This window comes from Clostridia bacterium (assembly GCA_036562685.1).
Lineage (GTDB): Bacteria > Bacillota > Clostridia > Christensenellales > DUVY01 > DUVY01.
On the sequence record DATCJR010000036.1, the window covers coordinates 1 to 5,566 of the forward strand.

The following is a 5,566-nucleotide window of genomic DNA, read 5'->3' on the forward strand; positions in this document are numbered from 1 at the left end:
TGCCGCAATTTTGTCTATTGTTTTAACAGCTATTGATCTAAAAAAATATGAAAAAATTAATTTGCTATGTTATATTGCAATGGGCTGGTGTATTGTTATAGCAATTGTTCCGTTATTTAAAAGCAATCTTACTTCAGGCGGTTTTATGTTTTTATTGCTAGGCGGAATATTATATACCTTAGGTGCTGTTATATATGTTTTGGGGCACAAGCTTAAGTTAAAATATATGCATTCTATTTGGCATTTGTTTGTACTGGCTGGAAGCATTATGCAATTTTTCTCTATCTTTTTCTATGTGATATAAAGCTGTATGAATTTACTTGATATAAAAGGTTTAGGTGAAAAAAGGCTGAATATTCTTAATGATGTCGGAATCTTTGACATCAATGACTTATGCGCCTTTTTTCCAAAAGAATATTTTGATACAACACTGTGTTCAGTCGATTCTTGTGATGACGGCGACTATGTCTTGTTGTCTGCAAAAATAACGGCAGTGCCAGTAACCAAATTTGCAAGAAAAGGGTTTAATTACACAATAATATCAGCAAAATGCAATCTATCAGGAATTAATTTTAAAATCATTTATTATAATCGCCCATATTTATCTAAAAGTCTAAAACAGGATCAGGATTATCTGATTTTTGGACAAGCCAGTGTCTCCAAAGATGTTACCGTTCTTAATCCTATAATGGAGTTATCAGATAATCCTAAGCAGCTAAAAGGAATAATAACGGTTTATAATAGAATTAAAGGTATTCCTTCAAATGCTTTGAGAGATTTTATTAAGTATGCTTTACCAAAATTAGAAGTACACTCTATACTAACAGATGAGCAGAAAAGGAAATATGAGCTAATTGATCTCAAAAAAGCATATAATATTTTGCATTATCCCAAAAGTTTACAAGAAATAGAGCAGGCTACAAAAACCGTAGCGATAGAAGAACTTACAAAAACAATTACTGCATTTTGGCTGTTAAAAAATTATGATAAAAAATATCGTTCTTTTCAGTATGTTGATGTTTCAAAAAATATAAATCAAAAAATAATTGAGCTTCCCTATGAATTGACCTCTGATCAGATCAATGCTCTTAACGATATTTTGACTGATTTTTCTAAGCCTGAAATTATGAACAGACTTATTGAAGGGGATGTTGGTTCAGGAAAAAGCATTGTTGCCTTTATGGCGTTGTACTATGTCGTTCTTAACGGAAAACAAGGCATAATTATGGCGCCTACTGAAATCTTAGCAAGACAGCATTATATCAATTTAAAAAAGCTGTTTCCTGAGCTTAATATCACATTTTTGTCTTCAGGACTAAAAAAAGAAGAAAAAGAAAATGCCTTGCTTGAGATAAAAACATCTTCACAAATAATTGTGGGTACTCATTCATTGTTTCAAGAGGGAGTTATTTTCAAAAATCCTACGCTGGCTGTAATTGATGAGCAGCATCGCTTTGGAGTATCTCAAAGAAAAGCACTAGAAGACAAAGGCGAGACTATGGATATTTTGCTTTTGTCTGCAACACCTATACCGCGAACATTGTCATTGGTCGTTTATGGCGATTTGGATATAAGCTTTATAAAAACAAATCCAAAATCAAGAGCTGGTGTTGAAACTAAATTCGTGCCCCAAAATAAAATTCAAGACATGTTTGATTATATAATTGATCAAGCATCTAAAAATATTCAAACCTATATTGTTGCGCCCAAGATTGAAGACGAAGACGAATTTTCGGGCGTATCAGCGCAATCATTATATGAAACGCTTCTAAAAAGACTAAAAGGACTAAAAGTTGGGTTGATTCATGGCAAGATGAAAGAGAGCCAAAAAGCTAAAATCATGAACGACTTCAAGCTTCAAAAAATTGATGTTTTGGTTTCTACTACAGTTATAGAAGTAGGAATTGATGTGCCATCTGCCGCAATTATGGTTATTTTTGATGCGCATAAATTTGGCTTGTCGCAATTGCATCAACTTAGGGGAAGAATAGGACGTGGCTCAATTAAGGGTTATTGTTTTTTGGTATCAAATTGCAGAAATCCTGATTCATTAAAAAGACTTGAAGTATTCAAAAAAAATCATGATGGATTCTTTCTTGCTGAATACGATATGACTGTGCGCGGAATGGGGGATTTTTTGGGAACGCGTCAGCATGGATTAGCGGGAGTATTTAATAATCTAAAAATTAAACCAGAATGGGTTAATATATCAAAAGAACTTTCAGATCAAATATTGAATAATTGTAATAACGATAATAAAAAGACAAAACAAATCATAGATTTTATCGGATATAAATATCAAAAATTATTAAAAAACGTTACTCTTAATTAAAACATATATATCTATATTAATACAAAACATTTGACATTATTATTTTTAGCCTATATAATTACACTAATGCATTAGCATAATGAAGTATTTTTGAGGATAAAATGTCGTACAACAAAAATATTTTACCTATAGGTGTTCATGATTATTTGCCTGAAGAATGTTACAATAAAAATATTTTAGAAATCAAAATATCCGAAGTTTTTTTAAAAAGCGGATTCAAAAAAATCGAGCCTCCAACCTTTGAATATATAGATACATATAACTTTGATAATTCTTCCCATATGGAAAAAGTCTTTAAATTAATAGACTTTGACGGAAAAGTGCTTGCCTTAAGAGCAGATCCGACTTTACAAATTTCACGAATTGCGGCTACTAAGCTTAATGATAATGTCAACAGGCTTTTTTATGTGCTCAATTCTTATGAATTTACCAATAATCAAACTCAAAATTCAAGAACAAGAGAATTTTCTCAAGTTGGTTTGGAATTAATTGGTTTAAAAGGCAGTCAATCTGATGCAGAAGTGCTTGTTATGGCAATTCAAAGCTTGCTTGAGTGCGGGCTGAAAGATTTTAAAATCGATATTGGCCAAGTTGATTATTTTTTAGGAATTATTAATTCATATGGTTTGGATTTTAAAGTTATAGAAACTATAAGGGAAAGAATTAACAATAAGGATCTTGAGGGTATTAGATATCTTTTAAAAAAGGAAAATTTGACTGCAGAAGTTACAGAAGTATTACTGTCTATTCCAGGATTATTTGGAGGGAAAGAAGTTTTAGAGAAGGCTCAAAAATTGGCACAAAATGATCAATCTAAAAATGCAGTAAAAAACATAAAAGAAATCTTAGATTTGTTAGAACAATATGGATATTCTAATTATGTATCAATTGATTTTGGAATGCTGCCGCACTTGAGCTATTATTCTGGAATTATTTTTAGGGGTATGACTAATTGCGTGGGTGCAGCGATCCTTGAAGGCGGCAGATATGATAATCTTAGTACCTATTTTGGAGCTAATAATCCGTCTGTAGGTTTTTCAATTGGAATAAAAAGACTAATGGAAGCTGTTAAAAAAACAAACGGCTTAATGACTTTAAAAGCTTCTAATTATGCTTATTGTGTTTTGGATAATGCTGAAAAAAAGGCTTTTGAATATATTAATAAATTGCGTAATCAAGGACTTTATATTGAACGCGCATATGTAAACAATGAGCAAGATTTGATTGAATATTGCCGTTCTAAGAATATAAAAAAATATTTGGTTATTTCAGATCAAGCTATAAAAGAAGGAAGTTATGAATAAGCTTACAATAGCATTGCCCAAAGGCAGACTTGCGGACAAGGCGATGGATCTAATAAAAAAATGCGGTATTGATATACCAGATGTTCAGGATGAACGAAAACTTATTGTCAATGACATAACTGGCGAATACAGATTTTTATTTGTCAAACCTGTAGATGTACCTACTTATGTAGAAAGGGGAACTGCCGATATAGGCTTTTCGGGTAAAGACACAATTATGGAAGAAGGCAAGGATATTTACGAACTTCTTGATTTGAAAATAGGCAAGTGCAAATTGTGTATTGCAGGCAAAAGTTCAAAAGAGCTAAAAAAAGGACATTCGATACGAGTGGCTACAAAATATCCAAACATTGCAAAAAAATATTTTGAAAGCAAATTAATTACAGCTGACATCATAGAACTTAATGGCTCAGTTGAACTTGCACCCATTACTGACCTAAGTGATGTTATTTTGGATATTGTAGAAAGTGGAGCGACTTTAAAATCAAATGGACTCAAAGTTTTAGAAGATATAGCAGATGTATCTGTAAGACTAATTGCCAATAAAGTTAGCTTTAAAACAAAATACGATATTATTAACCCAATTATAAAATCTTTGGAAGTTTTGGCGGGATAATTATGATTAAGATTGTAACTGATTATAAACAGGAACTAAAAGAACTTAAGAATAAAAGAGAATTATCTTTTGGAAATGAAATTGCAGAACAAGTGCGCAAAATAGTTAATGATGTAAGAGAAAATGGTGATGAAGCATTGTTCAAATACACCAAAGAATTTGACGGTGTTGATATTAATGCTTCGAATATTGAGGTTACTAAAAGAGAAATTCAAGAAGCATATCTTAAGGTTGATAGAGATACTTTCAGATCTTTGCGCCTTGCAATAAAAAACATATATAGCTATCAAAACGACCTTATGAAAAAAATATTAAAAAGTGCCTACCTTAATAAACGTGGGCTGATGATAAGAGCCATTGAGAATGCAGGTATTTATGTGCCAGGGGGCAAGGCGGCTTATCCCTCTTCTGTTTTGATGTGTGCTATACCTGCAGTTGCTGCTGGCGTAAAAAAGATATTTATGGTTACACCAGCCAAGCAAGAAATCAATCCTTTGACTTTGGTAGCAGCATGCGAATGCGGCATTGATAGAATTTTTAAAGTTGGAGGAGCGCAAAGCATTGCAGCGCTCGCTTACGGAACCCAGACAATACCTAAGGTTGATGTAATTGCAGGACCGGGGAATATCTATGTAACTTTAGCAAAAAAAGAAGTTTTTGGGTCGGTAGGGATTGATATGCTTGCAGGACCGTCAGAAATTTTGATTATTGCAGACAAAACAGCCAGACCAGACTATATTGCATGCGATATGCTGTCTCAGGCTGAACATGATGAAAGAGCAGCAAGCTATCTTTTGACTGATAGTATGGAACTTGCCCAAAAAGTTCAAAAAGAATTAGAAGACAGATTAAAAACCTTAGATAGAGAAAGTATTGCACGTATTTCAATAGAAAATAATGGCAGAATTTTTGTTTTGGGAAGTATTTTGGCGGCTGTTATGATATCCAATGAAATAGCCCCCGAACATCTTGAATTATTGCTAGATGATCCAAATCAATACTTGCCTTTTATCTCAAATGCGGGAGCTGTCTTTATAGGAGAAAACTCGCCCGAACCATTGGGAGATTATTTGGCTGGTCCAGACCATGTTTTGCCCACGTCAGGTACTGCTCGATTTTTCTCTCCTTTAAGTGCAGAAACTTTTGTAAAAAAAATTAGCTTAATTAAGTACAATAAAAAGCAACTTAAAAAAGTAAAAGATGACATTATTAATCTAAGTAACTGCGAAGGCTTACAGGCTCATGGAAACTCTATTAAAATTAGATTCGAAGAGGATGAACAATGAAAAGAGCAGGGGAACTCAAAAGAACTAC

At 32.9% G+C, this 5,566-nt stretch carries 5 protein-coding genes; all 5 read left to right on the forward strand.

Annotated features, from left to right (window positions below; translation table 11 throughout):
• Nucleotides 1-304, forward strand: a 304-nt coding sequence (locus VIL26_01320; protein ID HEY8389582.1) for a hemolysin III family protein, incomplete at its 5' end; no start/stop codon positions are given.
• 6 nt (nucleotides 305-310) lie between these two features.
• Nucleotides 311-2,332, forward strand: a complete 2,022-nt coding sequence (locus tag VIL26_01325) for an ATP-dependent DNA helicase RecG (protein ID HEY8389583.1) — start codon at nucleotides 311-313, stop codon at nucleotides 2,330-2,332.
• A gap of 101 nt (nucleotides 2,333-2,433) precedes the next feature.
• Complete coding sequence (gene hisZ, locus VIL26_01330) at nucleotides 2,434-3,636, forward strand: ATP phosphoribosyltransferase regulatory subunit (protein HEY8389584.1); 1,203 nt, start codon at nucleotides 2,434-2,436, stop codon at nucleotides 3,634-3,636.
• Nucleotides 3,629-4,252 (forward strand): ATP phosphoribosyltransferase, encoded by a 624-nt coding sequence (hisG, locus tag VIL26_01335; protein ID HEY8389585.1) that lies wholly within the window; start codon nucleotides 3,629-3,631, stop codon nucleotides 4,250-4,252. The genes hisZ and hisG overlap by 8 nt, the downstream gene beginning before the upstream one ends.
• A gap of 2 nt (nucleotides 4,253-4,254) precedes the next feature.
• Nucleotides 4,255-5,538, forward strand: a complete 1,284-nt coding sequence (gene hisD, locus VIL26_01340; GenBank protein ID HEY8389586.1) for a histidinol dehydrogenase — start codon at nucleotides 4,255-4,257, stop codon at nucleotides 5,536-5,538.
• Nucleotides 5,539-5,566 lie beyond the last annotated feature (28 nt).

Bases quoted from the DNA above. Each gene is read 5' to 3' on its own strand.
- hisZ (HEY8389584.1), top strand. From the start codon at position 2,434: ATGTCGTACAACAAAAATATTTTACCTATAGGTGTTCATGATTATTTG.
- hisG (HEY8389585.1), top strand. From the start codon at position 3,629: ATGAATAAGCTTACAATAGCATTGCCCAAAGGCAGACTTGCGGACAAG.
- hisD (HEY8389586.1), top strand. From the start codon at position 4,255: ATGATTAAGATTGTAACTGATTATAAACAGGAACTAAAAGAACTTAAG.
- VIL26_01325 (HEY8389583.1), top strand. From the start codon at position 311: ATGAATTTACTTGATATAAAAGGTTTAGGTGAAAAAAGGCTGAATATT.